Source organism: Streptomyces sp. NPDC051105 (genome assembly GCF_040682795.1).
In the GTDB taxonomy this organism is placed as follows: domain Bacteria; phylum Actinomycetota; class Actinomycetes; order Streptomycetales; family Streptomycetaceae; genus Streptomyces.
The window spans coordinates 48,640-71,697 of record NZ_JBFBBR010000026.1; the positions used below are offsets into that span (position 1 = coordinate 48,640).

The 23,058-nt window shown below is 71.6% G+C and carries 14 protein-coding genes and 2 pseudogenes; 11 read left to right on the forward strand and 5 right to left on the reverse strand.

Annotated elements, in window-relative coordinates; all coding sequences use genetic code 11:
* Window positions 1-25: 25 nt before the first annotated feature.
* Together glgX and AB0N16_RS39465 are read left to right on the forward strand one after the other, a co-directional pair.
* Window positions 26-2,194 (forward strand): glycogen debranching protein GlgX, encoded by a 2,169-nt coding sequence (gene glgX, locus AB0N16_RS39460; RefSeq protein WP_365805537.1) that lies wholly within the window; start codon window positions 26-28, stop codon window positions 2,192-2,194.
* Between the two features lie 564 nt (window positions 2,195-2,758).
* Window positions 2,759-2,881, forward strand: a pseudogene (locus tag AB0N16_RS39465) (XRE family transcriptional regulator); the annotation flags it as partial.
* Between the two features lie 101 nt (window positions 2,882-2,982).
* On the opposite strand, the gene AB0N16_RS39470 reads toward AB0N16_RS39465, so the two are convergent.
* Genes AB0N16_RS39470 through AB0N16_RS39485 form a run of 4 tightly spaced genes read right to left on the reverse strand, consistent with a single transcriptional unit; the run spans window position 2,983 to window position 6,529 of the window.
* Window positions 2,983-3,627: a response regulator transcription factor gene (locus AB0N16_RS39470; protein WP_365805510.1), complete on the reverse strand. Its 645-nt coding sequence runs from the start codon at window positions 3,625-3,627 to the stop codon at window positions 2,983-2,985.
* Window positions 3,617-4,861 (reverse strand): sensor histidine kinase, encoded by a 1,245-nt coding sequence (locus tag AB0N16_RS39475; RefSeq protein ID WP_365805512.1) that lies wholly within the window; start codon window positions 4,859-4,861, stop codon window positions 3,617-3,619. Before AB0N16_RS39475 ends, AB0N16_RS39470 begins: the two co-directional genes overlap by 11 nt.
* A gap of 28 nt (window positions 4,862-4,889) precedes the next feature.
* Window positions 4,890-5,624, reverse strand: a complete 735-nt coding sequence (locus tag AB0N16_RS39480; protein WP_365805514.1) for an ABC transporter permease — start codon at window positions 5,622-5,624, stop codon at window positions 4,890-4,892.
* Entirely contained in the window at window positions 5,621-6,529 is a 909-nt protein-coding gene (locus AB0N16_RS39485; RefSeq protein WP_365805516.1) for an ABC transporter ATP-binding protein, read from the reverse strand. The genes AB0N16_RS39480 and AB0N16_RS39485 overlap by 4 nt, the downstream gene beginning before the upstream one ends.
* Window positions 6,530-6,720: 191 nt before the next feature.
* Here AB0N16_RS39485 and AB0N16_RS39490 point away from each other — a divergent pair, with 191 nt between their 5' ends.
* The 7 genes from AB0N16_RS39490 to AB0N16_RS39520 all read left to right on the forward strand — a co-directional run bounded on the left by AB0N16_RS39490 (window position 6,721) and on the right by AB0N16_RS39520 (window position 18,886).
* A complete protein-coding gene (locus AB0N16_RS39490) occupies window positions 6,721-8,622 on the forward strand; it encodes an ABC transporter ATP-binding protein (RefSeq protein WP_365805518.1) in 1,902 nt (633 codons plus the stop codon).
* Window positions 8,619-10,514 (forward strand): ABC transporter ATP-binding protein, encoded by a 1,896-nt coding sequence (locus AB0N16_RS39495; protein WP_365805519.1) that lies wholly within the window; start codon window positions 8,619-8,621, stop codon window positions 10,512-10,514. The genes AB0N16_RS39490 and AB0N16_RS39495 overlap by 4 nt, the downstream gene beginning before the upstream one ends.
* A 22-nt stretch (window positions 10,515-10,536) precedes the next feature.
* Complete coding sequence (locus AB0N16_RS39500; RefSeq protein WP_365805521.1) at window positions 10,537-12,348, forward strand: ABC transporter ATP-binding protein; 1,812 nt, start codon at window positions 10,537-10,539, stop codon at window positions 12,346-12,348.
* Window positions 12,345-14,087 carry an ABC transporter ATP-binding protein gene (locus tag AB0N16_RS39505; protein WP_365805523.1) on the forward strand — a complete coding sequence of 581 codons (1,743 nt, stop codon included), beginning with the start codon at window positions 12,345-12,347 and terminating at the stop codon, window positions 14,085-14,087. The genes AB0N16_RS39500 and AB0N16_RS39505 overlap by 4 nt, the downstream gene beginning before the upstream one ends.
* Window positions 14,088-14,378: 291 nt before the next feature.
* Window positions 14,379-16,412: a M4 family metallopeptidase gene (locus AB0N16_RS39510; RefSeq protein WP_365805525.1), complete on the forward strand. Its 2,034-nt coding sequence runs from the start codon at window positions 14,379-14,381 to the stop codon at window positions 16,410-16,412.
* A 253-nt stretch (window positions 16,413-16,665) separates the two neighbouring features.
* A complete protein-coding gene (locus AB0N16_RS39515; protein WP_365805527.1) occupies window positions 16,666-18,306 on the forward strand; it encodes a M4 family metallopeptidase in 1,641 nt (546 codons plus the stop codon).
* Between the two features lie 64 nt (window positions 18,307-18,370).
* Complete coding sequence (locus AB0N16_RS39520; RefSeq protein WP_365805529.1) at window positions 18,371-18,886, forward strand: DUF1990 domain-containing protein; 516 nt, start codon at window positions 18,371-18,373, stop codon at window positions 18,884-18,886.
* 134 nt (window positions 18,887-19,020) lie between these two features.
* Here the strand turns inward: AB0N16_RS39520 and AB0N16_RS39525 are convergent, their stop codons facing one another.
* On the reverse strand, window positions 19,021-21,645 hold the full coding sequence (locus AB0N16_RS39525) for a glycosyltransferase family 1 protein (protein WP_365805531.1): 2,625 nt from the start codon (window positions 21,643-21,645) through the stop codon (window positions 19,021-19,023).
* Window positions 21,646-21,914: 269 nt separating this feature from the next.
* On the opposite strand from AB0N16_RS39525, the pseudogene AB0N16_RS39530 reads away from it, so the two are divergent.
* Together AB0N16_RS39530 and AB0N16_RS39535 are read left to right on the forward strand one after the other, a co-directional pair.
* Window positions 21,915-22,094 (forward strand): annotated as a pseudogene (locus AB0N16_RS39530) (S8 family serine peptidase); the annotation flags it as partial.
* A 265-nt stretch (window positions 22,095-22,359) separates the two neighbouring features.
* Window positions 22,360-23,058, forward strand: a 699-nt coding sequence (locus AB0N16_RS39535) for a maltotransferase domain-containing protein (RefSeq protein WP_365805533.1), incomplete at its 3' end; no start/stop codon positions are given.

A 23,058-nucleotide genomic window follows, 5' to 3' on the forward strand; every position in this document is an offset into this window, starting at 1 on the left:
GGCCCCGAGGGCGGAGGCCCCGGCGGTGAACGGGACGGCCCTCCCCGTCCCGGCGGCCTGGCCGGGGTCGTCGACTCCGCTGGGCGCCCGGTTCCGGGTCGGCCCGGACGGGGTGGCCGGCACCAACTTCGCCCTGTGGGCGGCCGGGGCCGAGGCGGTCCGGCTCTGCCTCTTCGACGAGCGGGGCCGGGAGACCAGGATCCCGCTGACCGAACTGACGCACGAGATCTGGCACGGGTTCGTGCCGGGGGTGCTGCCGGGGCAGCGGTACGGCTACCGGGTCGACGGCCGCTGGGACCCGTGGACCGGCGCCCGCTGGAACCCGGCGAAGCTGCTGCTCGACCCGTACGCGCGGGCGGTGGACGGGGAGTTCGCGCTGCCGCCCGAGGTGTACGGGCATGTCCGCGACTGGCCGGACCAGCAGGTCGCCGACACCGTCCGGGACGACCGGGACTCGGCGCCGTACGTTCCGAAGGGCGTGGTCGTCCACGATGACGACGACTGGTCCGACGACCACCGCCCGAAGACCCCGTGGGCGGACTCCGTCATCTACGAGCTGCATGTGCGCGGCTTCACCAAAAGGCACCCGGGCATACCCGAGGAGATCCGCGGCACCTACGCGGGACTGGCCCATCCGGCGGCCGTCGAGCACCTGGTCAACCTGGGCGTGACCGCCGTGGAACTCCTCCCCGTGCACCAGTTCGCGCACGAGGACCACCTGCTGAAGCGTGGCCTCAGGAACTACTGGGGCTACAACTCCATCGGCTACTTCGCCCCGCACGCGGCCTATGCCGCCTCCGGTACGACGGGACAGCAGGTCGGCGAGTTCAAGCGGATGGTGCGCGCGCTGCACGCGGCGGGGATAGAGGTCATCCTCGACGTGGTCTACAACCACACGGCGGAGGCGGGCGAGCTGGGCCCGACGCTGTCCCTCAAGGGCATCGACAACCGGGGCTACTACCGGCTCCAGGACGACGCCCGGCACTTCGCCGACTACACCGGCTGCGGCAACACCCTGCATGTGGTCCGGCCGCACGTCCTGCGCCTGATCACCGACTCACTCCGCTACTGGGTGACCGAGATGGGCGTGGACGGCTTCCGCTTCGACCTGGCGGCCGCGCTGGCCCGCTCGATGCACGACGTCGACATGCTCTCCCCCTTTCTCGCGGTGATCGCCCAGGACCCGGTGCTGCGCCGGGTGAAGCTGATCGCCGAACCGTGGGACGTGGGCTCCGGCGGCTACCAGGTGGGCGCCTTCCCGCCGCTGTGGACGGAGTGGAACGACCGCTACCGGGACGCCGTCCGGGACTTCTGGCGCGGTGCCCTCCCGGACGTCCGCGACCTCGGCTACCGCCTCTCGGGCTCCAGTGACCTCTACGCCTGGGGCGGCCGTCGCCCCTACGCCTCCGTCAACTTCATCACCGCGCACGACGGTTACACCCTGCGCGACCTGGTGTCGTACCAGGCGAAGCACAACGAGGCCAACGGCGAGAACAACCGCGACGGCGCCGGCGACAACCGCTCCTGGAACTGCGGGGTGGAGGGCGAGACGGCCGACGAGGGCGTACGGGCGCTGCGCAGGCGGCAGTTGCGGAACCTCCTGACGACGCTGCTGCTGTCGACGGGCGTTCCGATGCTGGTCGCCGGCGACGAGCTGGGCCGCACCCAGCGCGGCAACAACAACGCCTACTGCCAGGACAACGACATCAGCTGGCTGGACTGGGCGTTGCTGGACGACCCGGCCTGGCGGCCGCTGTTCGACCTCACCTCGCGGCTGATCCGGCTGCGCCACCGCCACCCGGTCCTGCGCCGCCGCGCCTTCTTCTCGGGCCGCGCCCACTCGGCGGACGGACTGCGCGACCTGGCCTGGTTCACGGCACACGGCGAGGAGATGACCGAGGGCGACTGGTACGCGCCCGCCGCCACCCTCGGCATGTATCTCTCCGGGCGGGACATCCCCGGCCGCGACGAGCGCGGGGCGCCGATCCTGGACGACAGCTTCCTGACCGTCCTGCACGCCGGCGACCGCCCGGCGGAGTTCCTGCTGCCGGGGCCGCCGTGGGCGGAACGCTACGAGGTGCTCGTGGACACCTCACGGGAGGAGCAGAGCGAGGCACCGGGCGTGGCGCACGAGGCCGGGACGTCGATCCCGGTGCCCGCGCGGGCGGTGCTGCTGCTGCGGGTGGTCGGGTGACAGAAGCCGGCTCGTGCTCAGGCAGAGCCGGTGCCGTGCCATGCCACGCGGTGGCAAAGTCACCCGGTCGGGTGATGCCTTGCGAACGCACTGGGGGCAGTCGCACGTGTGTGTAGCCGCCGACGGCGACGATCACCTCTACGACCTCGCCGACGACCTCCGCGAACAGGCCGATCTCGCCCCCGGCAAACCGGAGTTGCTGACAGAGCCGAAGGCTTTTTGGGAGAGGATCGCCGCCGGGCGTCCTCCCGTACCCGAGCTAGGCTCTGGGACGAGGTCGAGCCGACCGCTGACCGGCGCGGTGGCCGCCGTACCGAAGAGGGAGCCATGTGGCGAAGGCTGGCGAGTGCGGTGGCCGGTCTGCTCGTGCTGTTCGTCGGCAGTCTTGCCTTCAACGCGGCGTCCGGACAGAGCCGTTGGCCGGGACCGCTGGACTTCGTACGGGTCCATCCGTGGGTGGTACTGCTCCTCCTGATCCCCCCGGCACTGGTCGGGCTGGGTCAGCCCCCGCGGCCCGGCCGCAGGCAGGATCCCCTCCCGCCCACGGCGTACCGGCTGCCGCCCAGGCTTGTGGGCCACGATTCCCCCCTGCTGCATCTACGTCGACGTGACCAGGACGGGCTATTCGAGCGGTTTACTGAGCACGCCGAAGAACTATGGTCGCGCGCGACGCCCGTCAGTATTTGACGGCGCCCCGCGATGCAGAAACGACCCCCATATCTGCCCCGTAAAGCACGGGGAGACACCGGGACTTTCCCTGTGAACAGAACGTCGAGGCGGAATGGGCGCTAGCCCAGAATCCCCCGCTGATACCCCGTCGCCACCGCCGCCGCGCGGTCGTTGACGCCCAGCTTGGCGTAGAGGTGGGTGAGGTGGGTCTTGACCGTGGCCTCGCTGATGAAGAGTTCGCGGGCGATCTCGCGGTTCGGGGTGCCCCGGGCGACCAGGGCCAGCACCTCGCGTTCGCGGGCGGAGGGCGGTTCGTTGCCGGGGGCGCCGGGTGCGCGGACGGCGGAGACGAGGCGGGAGGCGACGGCCGGGGAGAGGACGGTACGGCCCTGGGCGGCGGCGCAGACGGCGTTGAAGAGTTCCTCGCGGGGGGCGTCCTTGAGCAGGTAGCCGGTCGCGCCCGCCTCGATGGCGGGGAGGGTGTCGGAGTCCGTGTCGTAGGTGGTGAGGACCAGGACCTGGGCGCAGGCGCCGCGTCGGGTCAGTTCGCGGATGGCGTCGACTCCGCCGCCGCCCGGCATGCGGAGGTCCATGAGGATCACGTCGGGGTCGAGACGACCGGCAAGGGTGACAGCTTCGGCGCCGTTCGACGCCTCGCCGAGGACCCTGAAGCCGGGGGCGGACTCGAACATGCCGCGCAGGCCGTCGCGGACCACCGGGTGGTCGTCGACGATGAGCAGCGAGATCGGGGACTCAGTTGTCATGACGGACCAACGGTACGCGCGCCGACAGGGCGGTGCCGAGCCCCGGTTCGGACTCCACGGTCAGGGAGCCGGCGATGCGTTCGGCACGGGCCCGCATACCGTCCAGGCCGAAGCCGCCGGCGAAGGTGCGGGCGGGCACCGCGAGCAGGTCGAAGCCGGTGCCGTCGTCGCGGATGTCGACGATGACCTCCTCGCCCAGATAGGAGAGGGTGACGCCGACCCGGGTGGCGTGCGCGTGCCGGGCGGCGTTGGAGAGGGCCTCCTGGACGATGCGCAGCAGGGTGGCCGCGACCTCCTCGTGGAGTTGCTCGGCGGTGCCGGTGAGGGTGAACTCGGCTCGTATGGCGGTCCGTTCGCCCCATTCGGCGACCGTCTTCTGCAGCGCCTCGGGCAGCCCGTCGTGCTCCAGGGCAACCGGGGCCAGGTTGTGCACGGAGCGGCGGGCCTCGCCCAGGCTGTGCCGGGCCAGCGCCAGGGCGCGGCCCACGTGCTCCTCGGCCACCTGCGGGTCGGGGGTGTTGGTGACGACCTGGAGCTGGGCGATGATCCCGGCCAGGCCCTGGGCGATGGTGTCGTGGATCTCGGCGGCCAGCCGACGGCGCTCGTCGGCGACCCCGGCCTCCCGGGCCTGGAGGAGGAGCTGAGCGTGCAGGGCCGCGTTCTCGTCCAGGGCCTGGCGCAGGGCGGCGATCGTCTCGGTGCGCTCGCGGGTCCGCTGTTTCTCCTGCTCGTTGAGATGGGCGATCCCCACCTGGAGTGCGGAGTTGGCGGCAAGCAGCACGGCGAAGAGGAGCCACTGGAGCACGTTTCGGAGCGGCATCCCGCCCGTCTGCGCACCGGCCACGGTGACCGCGCTCGCCAGCAGCCCGAGCCGCCGCCACCGGCGCGGCAGCAGTTCGTCGGCGTCCATGTAGCCGGTGGCCGCGTAGAACGCGAAGAACGGGCTGAGCCAGGTGAGCACGAAGGCGAGGGCCCAGCGGACCACGTAGTACGCCGTCCCGGCCGGGGAGGGCGTACGGCCGCGGTCGGGGCGGCGGAACCCGGTGGCGTGCCACCACAGCTGGAGTACGACCGCGGCGCCTACCAGGGACCAGGCGGTGACCCACTTGGCCTGGGCGGTGTGGGGGTCGGCGGAGACGACCCCGAGGACGATGCTGATGCCGAGGAACCCGTACGGCCCCCAGGTGTGCAATTGCTCCCAGCGCCGTTCGATCTGGCTGTCCTCCACGGTCATGTCCCCAGTCTGCACGGCGGGCCGCCCCCTACTCCCAGCGGAACCAGCGGGCGGCACCCGCCGTCAGCAGGACCGTCCAGAGGGCGAGCACACCCAGGTGCTCCCAGCCGGGCCACTGTCCGGCGGCGGCCCGGTCCAGGGCGCGGGCCGCCGCACCGAACGGGGTCAGCTGCACCACCCGGGCCATGGCGTGCGGCATCTCCCGCACCGGGATCCACACGCCCGCGCAGAACATCATCGGGAAGAACACCGCCGAGCCGACCGCGCCCGCGATCTTCGTGGTGCGGGACAGCGCCGAGACGACGGAGCCGAGGGCGAGGGCGGCCGCGGCCGCGAGCAGCAGGGCCAGCAGGTACCCGCCCGGCTGCTTGGGCAGTCGTACGTCGAAGGCGAGCCGGCCGACGAGGAGCGCGAGCAGTGCCGAACCCAGCGCGACCGTGCCCTGCACCACCATCTGCGCGGACAGCAGCGCGGAGGGCCGTACGGGCGTGAGCCGCATCCGGCGCAGGATGCCCCGCTCCCGGTGGCCGGTGAGCGCCTGGGGCAGGGTCTGCACTCCGGACATGATCAGGGCGATCAGGACGGCGATGGGCACGTAGGCGTCGATGGGCCGCAGCCCGCCCAGGGACTTGTCGGCCTCCCGGAAGGAGGGGATCGAGCCGAGGATCACCAGGAGCAGGGTCGGGAACAGGAAGACCCAGAAGACGGCGCCCGGTTCGCGGCGGAACAGCCGGAACTCGGTGCGCAGGACGGCGGTGTTCATGCTGCTTCCTCCTTCGTCAGGTCCAGGAACGCGTCGTCGAGGGTCGCGTCCACGACCCGGAGCTGGTGGGCGGTGATGCGGTTGCGGGCGAGCAGGGTGATGACGGCGTTGACGGTCTCGTCGGTGCCGGAGAGCGTGATCCGGCCGTCCTTGCGCTCGATGGAGGCGAGGGCCGGGAGGGCGGCGAGGTCGTGGTCGTCCAGGGGGGCGGACGGGGTGAAGGTGATGACGGTGGCGCCGGCGCCGCGGCGGATCAGCCCGGCTGGGGTGTCGAGGGCGGCCACCCGTCCCTTGTCGATCACCGCGATCCGGTCGCAGAGCCGCTGCGCCTCCTCCATGAAGTGGGTGACGAGCAGGACGGTGACCCCGCGGTCCCGGACGTCCTCGATCAGCTTCCAGGTGTCCCGCCGGGCCCGTGGATCCAGCCCGGTGGTCAGCTCGTCGAGGACGACGACCCGCGGGTTCCCGATCAACGCCAGCGCAATGAACAGGCGTTGCTTCTGCCCGCCCGACAGCTTGCCGAACCGGGTGGCGAGCTTGCCGGTGAGCCCGAGGCGCTCGGCGAGCGGCGCCCAGTCGAGCGGGCTCGGGTAGAAGGAGGCGTACAGCTCAAGGGCCTCGCGGACGGTGAGCTTGGGCTGCAGCTCGCTCTCCTGGAGCTGGGCGCCGAGGACGCGGGCGACCTTGTCGTGGTCGGCGACGGGGTCGAGCCCGGTGACCCGCACCCTTCCCCCGTCGGGCACCCGCAGCCCCTCCACGCACTCCACGGTGGTGGTCTTGCCGGCGCCGTTCGGCCCGAGGATCCCGAAGATCTCGCCCTCCTCGACGGCGAGACTCACCCCGTCCACGATGGCCCGGCCGCCGTACGACTTCCGCAGGTCTGTCAGTTCGATGACGGTTGGCATAAGTCGAGGGTCCCGTCCGGCCCGGGTCCGCCACATCGCCCGCCTCGCTCGAACCGGCATCAACCGATCGGCTGATGCGCCGGATCCACCTGTACGCCCCCTCGAACGCCCAGGTCGTAGGACCACCGGCGGATTCCGGTCCGGCCAAAACTCGGTAGGCGTTGTCAGTGCCGGTCCGTAGGCTCGCCCTGATGCCTCCGACACGTGCAACCACCAAGGACCGGTCAGCCGTCCGTGCTCTGCTGCGCCTGTGGCCGTACGTACGGCCGGTGCGGGTGCGGCTGTCCGTCGCCGCGTTCGTGGCGATCATCGCCTCCTGCACGGGGCTCGTGATCCCGCTCGTCCTCAAGTGGATGGTGGACGGCCCGGTGGCCGACCGCGACCCCGGCGGGGTCTGGCTCGGCGCGCTGTACCTGCTGCTGCTCGGGATCGCCGAAGCGGTGCTCTTCGGACTGCGGCGCTGGCTGGTGGCCAGACCTCTCTCGCACGTCGAGGCGGGGATGCGGGCAGACCTCTACGGCCATCTGCAGCGCCTGCCGGTCGCCTTCCACGACCGCTGGGCCTCCGGTCAGCTGCTCTCCCGGGCCACCACCGACCTGATGCTGCTCCGCATGTTCCTCGCCTTTCCCCTGACCTTCCTGCTGGTCAACGGAGTGACGATCGTCGTCGGCGTGATCATCATGCTGCTCCAGGACTGGACGCTGGGTCTGGTCATCCTCGTCCCCACGATCCCCGTGATGTGGACGTGCGTGATCTTCGAGAACCGGTACGCGGCGGTGGCCCGGCTGGCCCAGGACCAGGTGGGCGACCTGACGACGGTGGTCGAGGAGAGCGTGCTCGGCATCCGCATCATCAAGGGGTTCGGCCGGCATCGCAGCCAGGCGCGCGCGTTCCGCGAGCTGGTACGGACCCTGCGGGGCACGGAGCTGCGCAAGGCGCGGATGCTGGCGACGATCTGGGGCGTCATCGTGACCCTCCCGGAGGCGGCCATCGGGGCGGCGCTGCTGTGGGGGTCGATCCAGGTCGCCGAGGGCGACTTGAGCACGGGGACGCTGGTGGCGTTCCTGTCGACGGCACTGGCACTGCGCTGGCCGGTGGAGTCGATCGGCTTCCTGCTGGCGATGAGTCAGGAGGCCGCCACCGCAACGGAGCGGTACTTCGAGGTGCGGGACGCGTTGGAGGAGGGCACCGAATCGTCGTCGGGTGCGGGTGCGCGGGGGCTGGGCGCGCCGTTCCCCGCGCCCCTTACGGGGCGCCTCAGCGCAGCGTCCCAAAGGGGTGCGGGGAACGGCGCGACAAGCCCCCACCGGCCCGCGGCCGACGACGGACCCCTCTCCCCGGCCCCCGAACCCGACGGCATCCGCTTCGAGAACGTGCAGTTCCGTTACCCCGACGCCGCCCCCGATTCCGCCCCCACCCTCGCCGGCATCGACCTGCACATCCGCCCCGGCGAGTCGATGGCCCTGGTCGGCGCCACCGGCAGCGGCAAGACCACTCTCACCGCGCTCATCCCCCGCCTGCACGAGGTGACTTCGGGGCGGATCACCCTCGACGGCGTGGACATCGCCGCCATGCCCCGCGAGGCACTCCGCTCCCTCGTCGCGGTCGCCTTCGAGGAACCCACCCTCTTCTCCGCCTCCGTCGGCGAGAACGTGCTCATGGGAGCCGGCGAGGGCGCCGGGGAGCCGGAGCTTTCCCGCGCCCTCGCCGTCGCACAGGCGGACTTCGTGCACGCTCTCCCCCAGGGCACCGCGACCCAGGTCGGCGAGCAGGGCCTCAGCCTCTCCGGCGGCCAGCGCCAGCGTCTCGCGCTCGCGCGGGCGGTCGTCGGCCGGCCCCGCTTCCTGGTACTGGACGACCCGCTCTCCGCCCTGGACGTCCACACGGAGGCCGCCGTGGAGGCCGCCCTGCGCGACGTACTCGCCGACACCACCGCCCTGATCGTCGCCCACCGCCCCTCCACCGTCCTGCTCGCCGACCGCGTCGCCCTGCTCTCCGACGGCCGTGTCACCGCCGTCGGCACCCACCAGGAACTGCTCGGCAGCAACGCCGAGTACGTCCGTCTGATGTCCGGGGAGGATCACCGCCGATGACCGCCGCCACCTCCCTGCCCGCTCCCGACGAGGACGACGAACTCCCCCGCCCGAAACCGACCGGCGCCGCCGATGCCACGGCCGCCACCGGATCCGGGTCCGGCGACCCCTTCGACCGGGACGTCCTGCCCGTCCCGCCCGGCGCCACGGCCGCTCTCCTGCGCTCCCTCCTCGCGCCGATGAAGGCACGGGTCGCCGTGACCACGCTCCTCCTGCTGCTCCAGCAGGCGGCCGTGCAGGCGGGCCCGCTGCTGGTGGCGTACGCCATCGACCGTGCCGTACCGGCGTTCCGCCACCACGACCACGGCCCGCTGATCGCGGTGGCGGTCGGCTACGGCCTGAGCGCCCTGCTCTCCGGGGGCCTCCAGTACGCGTTCATCGAGGCCTCCGCGCGCGTGAACCAGGACGTGTTGCTCGACCTGCGCGGCCGTATCTTCCGCCACGCACAGGCACTCAGCATCGACTTCCACGAGCGCTACACGTCCGGCCGGCTGATCTCCCGCTCCACCACGGACGTCGAGTCGCTGCGCGAGCTGCTCAGTGAGGGCCTCCAGGAACTGGTCACGGTCATCCTCTCCTTCCTCTACATCTCGGCGATGCTGCTCTGGCTGGACCTGGGCCTCGGCGCGGTCGCGGTGGCGAGCTTCGTACCGCTGTACCTGCTCGTACGGCTGTACCAGCGGCGCGCGGTACGGGTGTACAAGGAGCGATCCACGGCGATCGCGGCGGTCATCGTGAAGTTCGTGGAGACGATGAACGGCATCCGCCCGGTACGCGCGTTCCGCCGGGAGGCCGCCAACGACGCCGAGTTCGCCGTACTCAACCGCCGCCACGAACGCACCAACGGCGACGCGCTCCTCGAGATGGCGCGGTATGTCGTCGGCTCCCGGCTGGTCGCCAACACCTCGGTCGCGGTGATCGTGCTGTGGGGCGCCTACCGGGTGGCGTCCGGCTCGCTGGAGCTGGGCGTGCTGGCCGCGGCCGTCCTCTATCTGCGGAGGCTGTACGACCCCATCGACCGCCTCGGCATGTTCCTCAACTCCTACCAGTCGGCGGCCGCCTCGCTGGAGAAGATCGCGGGCCTGCTGGCCCAGACCCCGTCCGTGCCGGAGCCCTCGGTTCCTGCTGAACTGCCACCCCTGGAGAGCGACCTGCCGGGCCGCGAGGTCGTCTTCGACGACGTCCGCTTCGCCTACCGCACCGGCGGCGAGGTACTGCCCCGCTTCGACCTCACCCTGCCGGCCGGTCAGACGGTCGCGGTGGTCGGCACCACCGGCGCCGGCAAGTCGACCCTCGCCAAACTGCTCGCCCGCTTCTACGACCCGACCGAGGGCCGGGTCCTCCTGGACGGCGTGGACCTGCGCGACCTGACCGTGCCCGCACTGCGGCGCGGGGTGGTGATGGTCACCCAGGAGGCGTTCCTGTTCTCCGGCACGGTCGCCGAGAACATCGCCATCGGCCGGCCGGACGCCACCCGCGAGGAGATCGAGCAGGCGGCCAAGGCGATCGGTGCGCACGAGTTCATCGCGGCCCTGCCCGACGGCTACGACACGGACGTCCGCAAGCGCGGCGGGCGCATTTCGGCGGGGCAGCGCCAACTGGTCGCGTTCGCACGCGCCTTGCTCGCCGACCCGGCGGTGCTCATCCTCGACGAAGCGACCAGTTCCCTGGACGTCCCCGGTGAACGGGCCGTGCAACGGGCCATGTCGACGGTACTGAAGGGCCGTACGGCCGTGGTGATCGCGCACCGGCTGTCCACCGTGGAGATCGCCGACCGGGTGCTGGTGATGGAGCACGGCCGCATCGTCGAGGACGGCCGCCCGGCCGAACTCATCGCGGGCACCGGCCGGTTCGCGGATCTGCACCGGGCGTGGCGGGACAGTCTGGCCTAGCGGAAAGAACGGGGTTCGCAGGGTGATCGACGCGTACGAGGATCCGGGCACGCCCGACACACGCGGTGGCTGGTACTACCTGTGGTGGCTGGTGCACCGCCAGCCGGGCCGCTCGCTGGCCGGGGCGCTGCTGGGCAGTACGTGGCTGACGCTGATGGCCGGAACGCCGTACCTGATGGCGCGGGCCGTGGACGACGGCCTGGTGCCGGGGCGCATGACGGTGCTGGCCGGTTGGACGGCGGCGATCTTCGTCCTCGGGGCGGTCAACGCGTGGATCAGCATCATGCGCCACCGCACGATGACCCGGGTGCGCATGGACGCGTACTTCCGCACGATCAAGGTGGTCGTCGGGCACGCGGTGCGGCTCGGTGCCGCGCTGCCCCGGCGGGTGGGAGCCGGTGAGGTCGTCACGATCGGCGTCGGTGACGTGCACACCATCGCCCAGGCGCTGACCGTCGTCGGCCCCGGAGTGGGCGCGGTCGTCGTGTACACGGTGGTGGCCGGCCTGCTGGTGCCGATCTCGCCCCTGCTGACCGGCGTGGTCCTGCTCGGGGTACCGGTGGTGGCGCTGCTCGCGGGCCCGCTGGCCCGGCGGCTCCAGGGCCAGGAGACCGAGTACCGGGAACGCCAGGGCGTCCTCACGGCCCGAATCGGCGACCTGGCGGGCGGCCTCCGCGTCCTCAACGGCCTCGGCGGCAAGGGCCTGTTCGCGGACACTTTCCGCAAGGACTCACAGCACCTGCGCGTCCAGGGCTACCGGGTGGGCTCGGTGGCCAGCTGGGTCCAGGCCCTGGGCGTCGGTCTGCCCACGGTGTACCTGGCGGTGGTGACCTGGATCGCGGCCCGGATGGCCGCCCGCGGGGAGATCACGGTGGGCCAGCTGGTGTCGGTGTACGGCTATGTCGCGGTCCTGGTGGGGCCGGTGGCGTTCTTCCTGGACATGGGCTACCAGCTGAGCCGGGGCGTGGTGGCCGCACGCAGGGTGGTACGACTGCTGCGCCTGACCCCGGAACCGGACGAGGGCACGGAGCGGGCCCCGGCCGAACCGGCGGCCCTGCACGACCCGGAGTCGGGGGTCCGGGTGCGCCCGGGCCGGCTGACGGCGCTGGTGGGCGCGAGCGTGACGGAGACGGGGGCCGTGGTGGACCGCTTGGGCCGCTACACGCCGTCGAACGTGACCTGGGGAGAGACCCGCCTGGACGCCGTACCCCTACAGGAGGTCCGGTCCCGCATCCTGGTGGCCGACAACGATGCCGACTTCTTCGCCGACAGCCTGCGCAACGCCCTCGGGGACGCGGGGCTGCATCACATGTGCGGCCACGACACGCCCCAAAGGGGCGCGGGGAACTGCGCGACCAGCCCCCACGCAGCCGCAGCCGCAGCCGCCACATCACACCAGCAGGCACCCCCTGACGCGCCCCTCACCCAAGCCCTCCACTCCGCCGCGGCCACCGACATCCTCCAGGCCCTCCCCGCCGGCCTCGACTCCCCCATCGACGCCCAGGCCCGCAACCTCTCCGGCGGCCAACGCCAACGCATCCGCCTGGCCCGTGCCCTCCTCACCGACCCCGAGGTCCTCCTCGCCGTGGAGCCCACCTCCGCCCTGGACGCCCACACCGAGGCCCTCGTAGCGGAGCGCCTGCGCACCGCCCGCGCCGGCCGCACCACCCTCCTCACCACCACCTCGCCCCTGATGCTGGCCCGCGCCGACGAGGTGATCTACCTGGTCGACGGCAAGGTCGCGGCGACCGGCACCCACGAGGGCCTGCTGGAGTACGCGCCCGGCTACCGCGCCCTGGTGGCCCGGGACACGGAAGAGGAGGTCGTACGGTGACGACGAGTCAGCTTCCCGTCGCCGGACGCGCCGACGTACGCCGTGCCGTCCTCCGCCTGGTGCGGGCCGACCGCGGTGCCTTCTCCGCCGCCCTGCTGCTGAACGCGCTCGCCGCCGGCACCGGCCTGGCCGGCCCGTGGCTGGTGGGCCGGATCGTGGACGCGGTGCGGGCCGGCCGCGGTGTCGGCGCCGTGGACCGCCTCGCCCTGTGGATCCTGCTCTGTTCGCTCGCCCAGCTGCTGTTCGCCCGCTCGGCCCGCTATGTCGGCCACCGCTTCGGCGAGCGGACCCTGGCCCGGGTCCGCGAGGAGTTCGTGGGCCGGGCGCTCACGCTGCCCGCGTCGGTCGTGGAGCGGGCCGGCACCGGGGATCTGACCGCGCGCGGCACCTCCGACGTGAGCGCCGTCGGCACCACGCTGCGGGACATCGGACCCGAGCTGCTGGTCTGCTCGGTGCAGGCGCTGTTCGTGATGGCCGCGGTCTTCGCGCTGGATCCGATGCTGGGGGCGTTCGGGGTGCTCGGGCTGACCCCGATCTGGTTCGCCCTGCGCTGGTATCTGCGCCGGGCCCGGGACGGCTATCTCGCGGAGGGCACGACCACCTCCGGGGTCGCGGAGATCGTCACGGCGACGGTGGCGGGCGCGCGCACGGTGGAGGCGTTCCGGCTCCAGGAACGGCGGATCGCGGCGAGCCGGGACGCGCTGGAGGCCAACCGGAAGACCCGCTTCTACACGCTGTACCTGCGGACCGTGTTCTTCCCGGCGGTCGAGGTGTCGTACACCCTGCCGGTGGCCGGGGTGCTGCTGGTCGGCGGGCTGCTGCATGTCGGGGTCGGCGTGGTGGTGTCGGCGGCGCTGTATCTGCGGCAGTTCACGGAGCCGCTGGACCAGATTCTGATGCGGGTGGAGCAACTCCAGTCCAGCAGCGCCTCGTTCGCCCGGGTGGAGGGGTTGGCGCAGGGTCCTCGGACCGAGGCGGACGGCGGGTCGGCGGCGCCGTCGGACGACCGGATCGATGTGCGCGGGGTGCGGTACGCCTATGAGCGCGGCGGCGAGGTGCTGCGCGGGGTGGATCTCACGGTGCGGCCCGGGGAGCGGCTCGCGGTGGTCGGGCCGTCCGGCGCCGGGAAGACGACGCTGAGCCGGTTGCTGGCGGGCGTCGACGCACCCGGATCGGGCACGGTGACCGTGGGCGGGGTGCCGATCGCCGGGCTGGCACCGGAGCTGCTGCGCCGTCAGGTCGTCCTGGTCACCCAGGAACACCATGTCTTCCTCGGCACGCTCCGGGACAACCTGCTGATCGCCGAACCCTCCGCGAGCGACGCGGACCTGTGGACGGCGCTGACGACCGTGGGCGCCGACGGCTGGGTCCGCGCTCTCCCCGGCGGCCTCGACACCCGGCTGGGCGCGGGTGGTTGTGCCACGGACGGCTCCCAGGCGCAGCAACTCGCGCTCGCCCGGGTGGTGCTGGCGGATCCGCACACGCTGATCCTGGACGAGGCGACGGCGCTGCTGGACCCCACGACCGCCCGGCACGCCGAACGCGCCCTGGCCGCCGTCCTGGAGGGCCGTACGGTCATCGCCATCGCCCACCGGCTGCACACCGCACACGACGCGGACCGGGTGGCCGTGATGGAGGACGGTCTGCTCGCCGAACTCGGCACCCACGAGGAGCTGGTCGCGGCGGGCGGGGCGTACGCGGCGCTGTGGGCGACCTGGCACGGCGACAAGACGCCCTGAGGTCCGCCCCTTCGCCGAACGATCCGCATACCGAACATGAACATCCGGTCAACGAACGATTTCCGGCCAAATTCCTGACGCGGTCCTGACAGATCGCGTTTTCTGGTGCCACTCTTCCCACGGCCGACTCACAGCAACCCCACAGAATCACCTCGTCGCTGCCGGGTCCGGCACTGCACCGCGCACGTGGTTCCGCGTTCCGCCTGTTCCGCATGTTCTGCCCGGACGGCCCACCCGCCCTCCGGATCTCCCCTGGCCGTGTGACCCGCGGCCACGCAGAAGGAGTCAGTGTTGAGAAGCAGTTCCTCTCGCAGACGCACCCCCCACCGCACCGCAGTAGTGGCCCTCGCCGGCGTCACCGCCCTGATCGCCGCGGCCGTCCAGTCGGGTGCCGCCAGCGCCACCCCGGCCGCACCGCAGGCCGGCCGGATCAACCCCGCGCACGCCGCCGTCAAGCTGTCGCCCTCGCAGCGCGCGGAGCTGCTGCGTGACGCGACCGCCGAGAAGGCGGCGACCGCCAAGGCGATAGGCCTCGGCGCGCAGGAGAAGCTGGTCGTCAAGGACGTCCTGAAGGACGCCGACGGCACCGTCCACACCCGCTACGAGCGCACCTACGCGGGCCTTCCGGTCCTCGGCGGCGACCTGATCGTCGACACCGCGAAGTCGGGCGCCACCAAGCGTGTCATCAAGGCGAACAACGCCACCCTCAAGGTCGCCGACCTCACCCCGGCCGTCAGCGCGGCGAGCGCCGAGAAGCAGGCCGTCTCCCGCGCCAGGACCCTCGGCTCCACCAAGTCGGCCGCGGACGGCGCCCGCAAGGTCATCTGGGCCGGCAACGGCACCCCCGTCCTCGCCTACGAGACGATCGTCGGCGGCTTCCAGGACGACGGCACCCCCAACCAGCTGCACGTCATCACCGACGCCGCCACCGGCAAGAAGCTCTACGAGTACCAGGGCATCGAGAACGCCACCGGCACCGGCAACACCCAGTACAGCGGCACGGTCTCGCTGACGACGACCCAGTCGGGTTCGACGTACAACCTGACCGACGGCGACCGCGGCGGCCACAAGACGTACAACCTGAACCACGGCACGTCGGGTACCGGCACGCTGTTCTCGCAGTCCAGCAACACGTGGGGCAACGGCACCACGTCGAACGCCGCCACCGCGGGCGCCGACGCGCACTACGGGGCCGCGGAGACCTGGGACTTCTACAAGAACACCTTCGGGCGCAGCGGCATCAAGAACAACGGCGTCGGCGCCTACTCCCGCGTCCACTACGGCAACTCGTACGTGAACGCGTTCTGGGACGACGGCTGCTTCTGCATGACCTACGGCGACGGCTCCGGCAACGCGGACCCGCTGACCGCCCTCGACGTGGCCGGTCACGAGATGAGCCACGGTGTCACCGCCAACACCGCCGGCCTGAACTACTCGGGCGAGTCCGGCGGCCTGAACGAGGCCACCTCCGACATCTTCGGCACCGGCGTCGAGTTCTACGCGGCCAACTCCTCCGACGTCGGCGACTACCTCATCGGCGAGAAGATCGACATCAACGGCGACGGCACCCCGCTGCGCTACATGGACAAGCCGAGCAAGGACGGCGGCTCGGCCGACTACTGGTCCTCGTCGGTCGGCGGACTCGACGTGCACTACTCGTCCGGCGTCGCGAACCACTTCTTCTACCTGCTGAGCGAGGGCAGCGGCGCCAAGGTCATCAACGGCGTCAGCTACAACTCGCCCACGAAGGACGGACTTCCGGTCACCGGCATCGGCCGGGACAAGGCGCTGCAGATCTGGTACCGCGCGCTCACCACCAAGTTCACCTCGACCACCAACTACGCGGCCGCCCGCACCGGCACCCTCGCGGCGGCGGGTGAGCTGTACGGCACCACCAGCACCGAGTACAAGGCGGTGCAGGACGCCTGGGCGGCCGTGGCGGTCGGCTCCCGCTCGGGCGGTGGCGGCGGTACGGGCACCTCGTACGAGAGCACCACCCCGGTGTCGATCCCGGACAACGGGCCCGCGGTCACCTCGTCGATCACGGTCTCCGGCCGGACCGGGAACGCGCCGAGCAACCTCCAGGTGACGCCGAATATCAGCCACACCTGGCGTGGTGACCTGGTGATCGACCTCGTCGGTCCGTCCGGAACGTCATACCGCCTGAAGGCCTTCAGCTCCTCCGACTCGGCGGACAACGTGACGGACACCTACACGGTGAACGCCTCGTCGGAATCGGCCAATGGAACCTGGAAGTTGAAGGTCCAGGACCAGGCCGCGCAGGACACCGGCACGATCAACAGCTGGAAGCTGACCTTCCCGTAAACCGCAGGACACGGGCGTGAGCGACGGGCGCCGTCCGGGGGTTCGACTCCCCCCGGGCGGCGCCCGTTTTACATTCCCGCAATGTTCACCGAACACCTGCTTTTCGGCCAACATCACTTCAGGGTCCTGACATGTACGCGACCTTGATGTCACTCTTCCCTCACCCGTCGCACAGCACAGCAACTTCACAACCCCACAGCCGGGCCGGTAACCCCACATCGCCCCGCACTCCCCACATCCTGAAGGAGCTTGAGTGAGCCCCCTCTACGCGCGTCACAAGCGCACCACTCTGGCCATCGCCACCGCTGTCGCCGCCGGCGCCCTGCTCACCACGGGCATGACCGCGAACGCCACGGCCGCCGACAAGCAGCTGGCCGCCGCCCCCACCCTGCTCTCCAACTCCGCCCGCACCGCCCTCATCCAGAAGGCGCAGGCGGACGTCACCGAGACCGCGCAGCAGATAGGCCTCGGCGCCAAGGAGAAGCTGGTCGTCAAGGACGTCGTGAAGGACGTCGACGGCACCGTCCACACGCGCTACGAGCGCACCTACGCGGGCCTCCCGGTCCTCGGTGGCGACCTGGTCGTGCACACCTCCAAGGCGGGCAAGACCGAGGGCGTCACCAAGGCGACGAAGACGGCCATCAAGGTGGCCTCCCTCAAGCCGCAGATCAGCACCGCCAAGGCGGAGAAGTCCGCGCTGAGCGCCGCCAAGACCCTCGGCTCCACCAAGTCGGCCGCGGACGGCGCCCGCAAGGTCATCTGGGCCGGCAACGGCACGCCCGTCCTCGCCTACGAGACGATCGTCGGCGGCTTCCAGGACGACGGCACCCCCAACCAGCTGCACGTCATCACCGACGCCGCCACCGGCAAGAAGCTCTACGAGTACCAGGGCATCGAGAACGCCACCGGCACCGGCAAGACGCTGTACTCGGGCACCGTCAGCCTCGACACCACCCTGTCGGGCTCGACGTACAGCCTGACCGACGCCACGCGCGGCAGCCACAAGACGTACAACCTGAAGCACGGCACGTCCGGCACCGGCACGCTGTTCACCGACGCGGACAACGTCTGGGGCACCGGCACCGCCTCCAGCTCCACCACCGACCAGACCGCCGCCGCGGACGCCGCCTACGGCGCCCAGGAGACGTGGGACTTCTACAAGAACACCTTCGGCCGCAGCGGCATCAAGAACAACGGCGTCGGTGCCTACTCCCGCGTGCACTACGGCAGCTCGTACGTCAACGCGTTCTGGGACGACAGCTGCTTCTGCATGACCTACGGCGACGGCTCGAGCAACACCCACCCGCTGACCTCGCTGGACGTGGCCGGCCACGAGATGAGCCACGGCGTCACCGCCAACACCGCGGGCCTCAACTACAGCGGCGAGTCCGGCGGCCTGAACGAGGCCACCTCCGACATCTTCGGCACCGGCGTCGAGTTCTACGCGGCCAACTCCTCCGACGTCGGCGACTACCTCATCGGCGAGAAGATCAACATCAACGGCGACGGCACCCCGCTGCGCTACATGGACCAGCCCAGCAAGGACGGCGGCTCCGCCAACTACTGGTCCTCCTCGGTCGGCAACCTCGACGTGCACTACTCGTCGGGTGTCGCCAACCACTTCTTCTACCTGCTGTCCGAGGGCAGCGGCGCGAAGACGATCAACGGCGTCAGCTACAACTCGCCGACGTACAACGGCTCCACGGTCACCGGCATCGGCCGGGCCAAGGCGCTGCAGATCTGGTACAAGGCGCTGACGACGTACTTCACGTCGACCACCAACTACAAGTCGGCGCGCACCGGCACCCTCTCGGCGGCGGCCGCCCTGTACGGCTCCGGCTCCACCGAGTACAACGCGGTGGCGGCGGCCTGGACGGCCGTCAACGTGACCTGATAGCAGCGGTACGGGCGGACCCCGGGACGAAGGCATCCCCGGGGTCCGTCCTACGCTCTCTCCCATGTCCTTCACGTACGAGGCGGTCGGCGCGACCCGCGAGGATCTCGCCGCCTGCCCGCCCGGCTTCCACCCGCTCCATGTGCGCACGCGCATAGGCGAGGGCGCGGAGGTCTTCCACAAGTCCGCCGAGGCGGTCCTCACCTGGGAACTCCACCGCGCCCTGGGCGTCGGCATCGAGGCCTCCGCCGACCGCGCGGCCCCCGGCGTGGACGTCACCGTCACCCTCGCCGGCCTCATCAAGGCCCCCTGCCGGGTCGTCTGGACGGCGGAGGAGTCCCGCCGGGCGGGCTGGGCCTACGGCACCCTCACCGGCCACCCGGAGTGCGGCGAGGAGGCCTTCCTGGTCACCCGCACCGGCGACGGCACGGTCTGGCTGACCGTCGCGGCCTTCAGCAAGGCAGCCAAGTGGTACGCCCGCGCGGGCGGCGCGGCGACCCGGGGGTTGCAGCACGCGTACGCGCGTAGGTGCGGCAAGGTGCTGCGAAGTCTGTGCGGGAACGAGGCGGACTCGTTCTGAACGGGCCCGCCCGGCCGACCGACGGGCATCGGCCGACGGGTCCGGCGCCCATCGGCTGACGTTTCCGGCGCATCGGCCGACGGCTCCGGCGGCCGGGAGGCCTGGTGCCCTGCCCGGGCCGCCGGACCCCCGCCTCACCGCATCAGCACCCCCGCCCCCTCCACCGCCCCCTCCAAAGGCGCCGTCACCAGGCCCAGCTCCGCGCCGGACGCCAGTAGGCGGTGGGTGGGGAGGATGCGGACGGTGTAGCCGTAGGGGCCCGTGCGGTCCAGGGAGAGGGGGCCCTCGTAGGTCCAGTGGCCCTCCAGGTCGGGGCCGGAGACCGGCTTGAGGGGCACCGTGGCCACGTCCGTGATGCGGTCCTCCGGGTCGACGCGGCCGGAGACGGCCTGGACCTCCACGTCGTCGGGGGCGAGGTCGCCGAGGCGGACACGGACCCGGACGGCGAGGGTGGTGCCGAGCTCGGCGGTGGGCGTGGCGGTGGCCGTCTCGACGTGGTCCACCGAGACTCCGTGCCAGGCCGCCCGCACCCTGCCCTTCCAGGCGGAGAGTTCGCGGGCCGTGTCCGGAGTCATGGACCGGTGGGCGTGGGCCGCCGGGGTGTAGAGGCGCTCCACGTACTCCCGGACCATGCGGCCCGCCAGCACCTTGGGACCGAGGAGGGTGAGGGTCTGGCGGACCATCTCGATCCAGCGGTCCGGCAGGCCGCTGCGGCCGCGCTCGTAGAAGCGCGGGGTGACCCGCTGTTCGAGGAGGTCGTACAGCGCGGCGGCTTCGATGTCGTCCCGGCGGTCGGGATCGGTGCCGGCGCCGTCCGCCGTCGGGATCGCCCAGCCGAAGTCCGGCTGGAACCATTCGTCCCACCAGCCGTCCAGGACGGAGAGGTTGAGGCCGCCGTTGAGCGCCGCCTTCATCCCGCTCGTCCCGCACGCCTCCAGGGGGCGGAGGGGGTTGTTGAGCCAGATGTCGCAGCCGGGCAGCAGCTTCTGCGCCATCGCCATGCCGTAGTCGGGCAGGAAGACGACGCGGTGACGGACGCGCGGGTCGTCGGTGAAGCGGACCAGCTCCTGCACCAGCCGCTTGCCGCCGTCGTCCGCCGGGTGCGCCTTCCCCGCCACCACGATCTGGATCGGCCGCTCGGGGTGGGTCAGGAGGTCCATCAGCCGGTCGCGGTCGCGCAGCATGAGCGTGAGACGCTTGTACGAGGGAACGCGCCGGGCGAACCCGATGGTGAGCACGTCGGGGTCCAGGACGCCGTCGATCCACCCCAGCTCGGCGGTACCGGCCCCGCGCTGCCGCCAGGACGCCCGCAGCCGCTCCCGCACCTCCAGCACCAGCTGCTCGCGCAGGCTGCGGCGCAGCTCCCAGATCTCCTGGTCGGCGACCTCGGCGACGGCGTCCCAGCGTTCCGGGCCGCCGACGGTCAGCGCCTCCTCGGTACGGCGGTCGCCGAGCTGCCGGGCACCCAGCCGGACCACCTCGGGGGCCACCCAGGTCGGGGCGTGCACCCCGTTCGTCACGGAGGTGATCGGCACCTCGTCGGCGTCGAATCCCGGCCACAGCCCGGAGAACATCTCCCGGCTGACGTTGCCGTGCAGCAGCGAGACCCCGTTGGCGCGCTGGGCGAGCCGCAGCCCCATCACGGCCATGTTGAAGAGGTTGGGTTCGCCGCCGGGGTAGGTCTCCATCCCCAGGCGCAGGATGTGCTCCACCTCGATCCCGGGCAGTTCGGCGTCGGGGCCGAAGTGGTGGGCGACCAGCTCCCGGTCGAAGCGGTCGATGCCGGCCGGGACGGGGGTGTGGGTGGTGAAGACGGTGCCGGCGCGCACCGCCTCCAGCGCGGAGTCGAAGTCCAGCCCCTGCGCGCACAGCTCGGCGATCCGCTCCAGGCCCAGGAAACCGGCGTGCCCCTCGTTGGTGTGGAAGACCTCCGGTTCGGGGTGGCCGGTCAGCCGGCAGTACGTTCGCACGGCGCGCACCCCCCCTATCCCGAGCAGCATCTCCTGGAGCAGTCGGTGTTCGCTGCCGCCGCCGTAGAGCCGGTCGGTGACCCCGCGTTCGCCGAGGCCGTTCTCCTCCACGTCGGAGTCCAGCATCAGCAGCGGCACCCGGCCCACCTGGGCCAGCCAGATCCGGGCGCGCAGCAGCCGGCCGCCGGGCAGGGCGAGGGAGACGTGCGCCGGGGTGCCGTGGGCGTCCTTCAGCGGCACCACCGGGAGTTCGTTCGGGTCGAGGACGGGATAGTGCTCCTGCTGCCAGCCGTCCCGGGAGAGGGTCTGCCGGAAGTAGCCGTGCCGGTACAGGAGGCCGACTCCGATCAGCGGTACGCCCAGGTCGCTGGCCGACTTGAGGTGGTCGCCGGCCAGGATGCCGAGGCCGCCGGAGTACTGGGGCAGGGCGGCCGTGACGCCGAACTCGGGCGAGAAGTAGGCGACGGCGGCCGGGAGTTCGGCGGCCTGCGAGCGGGTCTGGTACCAGCGGTCGCCGGTCACGTAGTCGCCCAGGTCGTCGGCGACCGCGGTCAGCCGGCGCAGGAACCGGCGGTCACCGGCCAGCTCGGCGAGCCGCGCCGGCGGCACACTGCCGAGCAGCCGCACCGGGTCGCCCTCCGAGGCGGCCCAGCGCTCGGGGTCGACGGCCTGGAAGAGGTCACGGGTCTCGGTGTGCCAGGACCAGCGCAGATTTCTGGCCAGGTCGCTGAGGGGGCGGAGGGGGTCGGGGAGAACGGGACGGACGGTGAACCGACGGATCGCCTTCACATTCCACTCCACGCGTTCGTGGTGAGAGCCGTACGGCGGTGTGCGGCTCGGCGTCCCTCAGACGGTACCGGTGTCGAGGGGGCCGTTGTCGGAGCTCCGGCACGGGACCCCGGCTTCGTCCCCCCGGTGGGCGGACCGAGATGCGTCACGCCTCCTTGTGGGGCCCGGCCCCGCACGAGACGCTGCCCCCTTGAGCTGAGCAGGGGGAACTCACAGCCATGTCGCGGACGATCAACCGGCGTTCGCGCCTGGCGGGGGCTTGACAGCCCTCGGGTACGTCGATGGCGTCACCGCACGTGGCGGGCGCCGCCGCGCTCTGTCTCGCCGGTCGTCCGAAGGCCACCCCGGCCCAGGTCGCCAAGTCCCTGATTGCGGGGGCCGCGAGCGGGAAGGTGACCGATGCGGGGCTCCGGTCGCCCAACCGGCTCCTCCGGGTGCCGAAATCGTAAAGCGTTTTCTCCTGTGCGAACACGCCACCGGTCCCGTTCGTACAGAACGGGGCCGGTCTTGTGCGTAGACATACGGCTGAGTAGTTAACAAAGTACCGGATTGCCCACCCGAATAGGGTGGGAAGGCTCCTCCGGTACACCCCATGGACACAGCGCTGACACCCCGCCCAGGTAGACCCTCAAGTACACCTTCGGATACAGCCGCAGGACCCGTCCCACCACCATCCATCCGCCCACACCCTCGTTGCCGCGGACAGGAGCGGTCATGCCCGCCACGCACCAGTCGTCAGCACCTCCGACACAGCGCACGTCATCCCGTGCCGCACCCCCCGCACCCTCCGCACCCTCCGCGGCCGAGGCCACCGCCGTCGGCCGCATACCCGTCCTCGACGTCCGTCCCCTGGTCCAGCAGGGGCGCCGGCCCGCCAAAGCGGTCACCGGGGAGTCGTTCGAGGTCACCGCCACTGTCTTCCGCGAGGGCCATGACGCCGTCGCCGCCAATGTCGTACTGAAGGACCCCAAGGGCCGCCCGGGCCCCTGGACCCCGATGCGGGAGCTGGCCCCCGGTACCGACCGCTGGGGCGCCGAGGTCACCGTCGGCGGAAAACCGGGCCGTTGGACGTATCACGTCGAGGCCTGGGGAGATCCGGTCACCACCTGGCGCCACCACGCCCAGATCAAGATCCCGGCGGGCATGGACACCGGTCTGGTCCTGGAGGAGGGCGCACGGCTGTACGAACGGGCCGCCGCCAATGTCCCGAAGTCCAAGAAGCGGGAGATCCTGCTGGCCGCCGCGGCCGCCCTGCGCGACGAGGAACGGCCCGCCCCCTGGCGCCTGGCCGCCGCCCTCACGCCCGAGGTCGACAAGGTCCTGGCCCGGCATCCGCTCAGGGAACTGGTCACCTGCTCCGAGCCGTTGCCGCTGCTCGTCGAGCGCGAGCGGGCCCTGTACGGCTCCTGGTAC